This window comes from Streptomyces sp. CC53 (assembly GCF_001865245.1).
Taxonomy (GTDB): domain Bacteria; phylum Actinomycetota; class Actinomycetes; order Streptomycetales; family Streptomycetaceae; genus Streptomyces.
Window position 1 is genome coordinate 152,982 of sequence record NZ_MKXB01000137.1, and the last position, 4,656, is coordinate 157,637.

A 4,656-nucleotide genomic window follows, 5' to 3' on the forward strand; every position below is an offset into this window, starting at 1 on the left:
GCGCCTGACCGCCCAGCAGCCCCTCGACGCCGACCTCCCGCGCGACGCGGGTCACCTCGTCGGCGAACGTGCGGAGCGTCTCGGTCATCTGGTTGATGGTGTCCGCGAGCTGCGCGACCTCGCCCCGCGCGCTGACCGTGACCTTCTGCGACAGGTCGCCGTTCGCGACCGCCGTCGTCACCTCGGCGATGCCGCGCACCTGCGAGGTGAGGTTGCCCGCCATCGTGTTGACGGAGTCCGTGAGGTCCTTCCACACGCCCGCGACACCGGGCACCTCGGCCTGACCGCCGAGTTCGCCCTCCGTACCGACCTCCCGGGCGACCCGCGTCACCTCGGAGGAGAACGAGGACAGCTGGTCCACCATCGTGTTGACGGTGTTCTTCAGCTCCAGCATCTCCCCGGCCACGTGCACGGTGACCTTGCGGGAGAGGTCGCCCTTGGCGACGGCCGTGGTCACCAGGGCGATGTCGCGGACCTGTGCGGTGAGCCGGTACGCCATCGTGTTGACGGAGTCCGTGAGGTCCTTCCACGACCCGGACACGCCGCGCACCTGCGCCTGCCCGCCGAGCTTGCCCTCCGTGCCCACTTCGAGGGCGACCCGCGTGACCTCGTCCGTGAACGTGGACAACTGGTCGACCAGGTTGTTGACGGTCCTCGCGACCTTCAGGAACTCGCCGCGCAGCGGCCGCCCCGCCTGGTCCTGTCCGTCGGAGCGCAGCTCCATCCGCTGCTGCAGGTCGCCGTCCGCGACGGCGGCCAGCACCCGGCCCACCTCGGACACCGGCCGGGTCAGGTCGTCGACCAGGGCGTTCGCCGCCTCGATCGCCGTCGCCCAGGCCCCTTCGCTGGCGCCCACCTCCAGCCGCTCGGCGAGCTTGCCCTCGCGGCCGACCACGCGCCGCACCCGCTGGATCTCACCGGTCAGATGCAGTTTGCGGTCCGCGACCTCGTTGAAGACGGCGGCGATCTCCGCCATCGTCCCCTCGCCGGTCACGGTGAGCCGCCTGCGGAAATTGCCGTCGCGCATCGACACCAGCGCCGCCAGCAGCCGCTCCAGTGCAGCGGCGTCCACCTCGACGGTTCCGCTGCTGCTCCGGGACCGTCCGCCCTTCGCGCGCGTGCTGCCGCCTCGCGCCGCCACGCCAGACTCCACCGTGTCCCTCCCGCAAGGGTCGACCGTACTGCTCTGGTTCGTACTCGGATGCTCGCGCTCCGCAACCGCCAACGGACGCCCGCCGCCGGGCCGCTGCTCCGGCTGTAGCTGGAAGCCTTCCCAGTGTTTCACTGCAACCCAACCAGGCCATAACAGTTCGGCAGCTTCGCATAACGTCCCCGCACCCGGGGGACGGAAACAGCGGTAACCACCATCCGCCCGGACTGCGAAGGTAAGTAACCTGGCATGCGGCTGTCCAACCGCCCCGGTCCGCCCGGCGGGGGCGGGCACGGCGCAACACCACCACCGGGTACCGGGAGGGGCAGGCCGATCATGGCGGAGCCGGGCGTCGAGACGCGTACGAGGAGTTCTGTGATCACCGCGCGGGCGGCTGCCAGCTTCGAACCTGTGGGGCGGTCGGTCGCCGCCGCCCGGGCCTTCGTCCGGGACACCCTCCAAGGCTGGGGGCACGGCGACGTGGTGGACGACGCCGTCGTCCTGACCAGCGAACTCGTCACCAATGCCGTGATCCACGCCGGCACCGCGGCCGACGTCCTGTGCCTGCGCACCGAGCAGGGCGTACGGGTCGAGGTCGCCGACCACTACCCCGAGCGCGAGGTGCCGCTCCAGGGCGCGGGCCGCCCCGTCGCCGCCCTGGACCGCGAGAACGGCCGCGGCCTGCTGCTGTGCTCCGCCCTCGCTTCCCGGTGGGGCGTCGACTACTCCCCCACCAGCAAGAACGTCTGGTTCCAGCTCAACCTGCCGGAGCGCCCCGTCGGCACCCGCCACGCGGGCCCCGCCGTGCCCACCGCCCTGCTGCCCGTGGCCGACGAGCGGGTCCGCGTCGCCGTCCTCCAGGTCGAGCCGTCCGGCGCGATCACCGCGTGGAACGACGACGCGGAGAGCCTCTTCGGCTACGCGGCGGACCAGGTCGTCGGCAAACAGCTCGGCGACTTCGCGGCCTGGCCGCACACCCCCGGCACCAGCACCGGCCTGGCCGAGGCACTGCTGCTGTCCCGCTGGGAGGGCAGCTACGGCCTGCGCGGCGCCGACGGACGCGTGATCCCCGTGTACGCCTCCCACCTGCGGGTCCGCGACACCCAGGGCGAGCCGTCGACGGTGTGCCTGCTCGTCCGCGACGACGAGCGGGCCGTCCTGCAGACCCCCGCCAGGGTCACCGCCTCCGCCGGCGGGGACAGCTCCGGTGAGGGCGGCAGCGCCGATCCGTTCGAGGTCTTCATCGGCTCCCCCGCGCCCGACGACCTGGACGGGCTGCTGCAGCGCACGGTGGAGCGCGCCCGGGACATGCTCGACGGCGACGCCGCGTTCCTGCTCCTCGCCACGGACGACGAGACCGAGCTGGAGGTCCGCGCCTCCACGGGCCTGCCCTCGGCCCGCCAGCGCTTCGCCCGCGTCCCCGTCGAGGCGGGCACCAGCAGGTACGCCTCCGCGCGCATGCCGGCCGTCCACGAGGACCTGACGGCCGTCCCCGGAGCGGTACCGCTCCTCAGCGGCACCGGCATGCGGTCCGTCGTCACCGTGCCGCTGAAGGTGGAGGGCCGGCTCACGGGCTCCCTGGGGGTCGCCGCGGAAGCCCCCCGCCGCTACGCGAACAAGGAGGCGCTGCGCCTCCAGTTCGCCGCCGACCGCATCGCCCTGGCCGTCGAGTCGGCACGGCTCGGCGAGCTGGAGCGGCTGCGCCGCGGCTCCCTCAGCTTCCTCGTCGAGGCGTCCGACCTGCTGGCGGGCACGCTCGACCGGGACCAGACCCTCGCCCTCATGGCGCAGATGACGGTCCCCACCCTGGCGACCTGGTGCGCCGTCTATACGATCGCCGACCAGTCCTCCGATCCGTACCTGTCGTACGTGCTGCACGAGGACGAGGAGCGCATCGACGGCCTGAAGGAGCTTCTGTCCTCCATCGCGCCCCCGGAGCCGGTGCCGACCCCCGGCGCCCGCGTGTGGAACGCCCCCGCGGAGGCCGCCCACCGGGCGGCCCTGCGGGCGTCGGTGCAGGAGCTGGGCCAGGAGGCGTCGGCCCCGCTGTCCTCCGGCATCGCCACGACGCTGCACACGGCGACCGCGGTAGGCGGGGAGACGGTCGTGCTGCCCCTGGTGGCCCGCAACCGCGTGATCGGCATGCTGACGCTGGGCAAGCCCGCGGACGATCATTTCCGCCAGGAGATCCTGGAGCTCGCCGAGGACCTGTCTCGCCGTGCGGCACTGGCCCTGGACAACGCCCGGCTCTACAGCGAGCGCGTGTCCATCAGCCAGTCGCTTCAGCGCAGCCTCCTCCCGCCGGGGCTGCCGCAGATCCCGGGCGTCGAGGTCGACGTCATCTACCGCGCGGCCGGCGAGGGCAACGAGGTGGGCGGCGACTTCTACGACGTCTTCCCCATCCGCGACCAGGCGTACGGTTTCGCGATCGGCGACGTGTGCGGCACGGGTCCGGAGGCGGCCGCCGTGACGGGGCTGGCCCGGCACGCGCTGCGGCTGCTGGCCCGCGAGGGCTTCGGCGGCCCCGCGGTGCTGGAGCGCCTGAACGCGGCCATCCTCGACGAGGGCGCCCGCAGCCGCTTCCTGACCCTCCTGTACGGCGAGCTGTGGCCGCAGGAGGACGGCAGTGCCCTGCTGAAGGTGGTGTGCGCCGGGCACCCGCTGCCGCTGCGCCTGCGCCAGGACGGCACGGTGGAGCCGGCCGCGGAACCTCAGCCGCTGCTCGGCGTGATGGACGACCTGGAACTGTACGAGCAGATGGTCGTGCTGGACCCGGGTGACGTCCTGCTGTGCGTCACGGACGGGGTGACGGAGCGCCGCGAAGGGGCCCGCATGCTGGGTGACGACGGCTTGGCGGACGTGCTGCGCACGTGTACGGGCCTCACGGCCGGCGCGGTGGCCGCCCGCGTCCTGCGTGCCGTGGAGCGTTTCGCGGCGGAGCCGGCCTCCGACGACATGGCGATCCTCACCATGCGCGTGCCGGAGCCACACCACCAGTAGTCCGCCTGTCGGCTCGCGCCCGGACATGACGAAGGCCCCCCGCCTGATGGCGGGGGGCCTTCTGTTCTGAGCCCCCAAACGGAATCGAACCGTTGACCTTCTCCTTACCATGGAGACGCTCTGCCGACTGAGCTATAGGGGCTTGTCGTTCGCGGGGTTTCCCTCGCGGCAACGGAATAGATCATACCCCGAAAGCTGACGCCCTCCGCACCAATCCACCGCCCTGGACGCCGAAAGTGACGGCTGTCACGCCGCTGGTGACGTGGATACGCCCCGGGCGCGGTGGGGGCGGCCTGGTGGTGTCCGGTGCAGCGTCCGTGGGAGCGGTGGCATGGGGTTGTGAGCGACCCGGGCCGCCGGCCGGTGAGCCCTCCGTCGGCCTCAGCGCCTCAGCACGGGTCCGGTGAGGGAGCCCCGCGCGACCACGGGACAGTGCCAGGAATGTTCGTGAAATGCGGAAAGCCCCGCACCATACGGTGCGGGGCTCCCCCAACAATAGTTCGGCG

The 4,656-nt window shown here is 72.5% G+C and carries 2 protein-coding genes and 1 tRNA gene; 1 reads left to right on the forward strand and 2 read right to left on the reverse strand.

All coding sequences use genetic code 11. From position 1 onward, the window contains the following. A partial coding sequence (locus BJP40_RS35510) for a HAMP domain-containing protein (RefSeq protein WP_371258634.1) occupies nt 1–1,153 on the reverse strand: 1,153 nt, incomplete at its 3' end. A 333-nt stretch (nt 1,154–1,486) separates the two neighbouring features. Here BJP40_RS35510 and BJP40_RS13075 point away from each other — a divergent pair. After that, nucleotides 1,487–4,150 carry a SpoIIE family protein phosphatase gene (locus BJP40_RS13075; protein WP_071280507.1) on the forward strand — a complete coding sequence of 888 codons (2,664 nt, stop codon included), beginning with the start codon at nt 1,487–1,489 and terminating at the stop codon, nt 4,148–4,150. Nucleotides 4,151–4,219: 69 nt separating this feature from the next. Here the strand turns inward: BJP40_RS13075 and BJP40_RS13080 are convergent. Further along, a tRNA-Thr gene (locus BJP40_RS13080) sits at nt 4,220–4,292 on the reverse strand. Nucleotides 4,293–4,656 lie beyond the last annotated feature (364 nt).

Coding starts and splice junctions, on each gene's coding strand:
- BJP40_RS13075 (WP_071280507.1), top strand. CDS start 1,487: ATGGCGGAGCCGGGCGTCGAGACGCGTACGAGGAGTTCTGTGATCACC.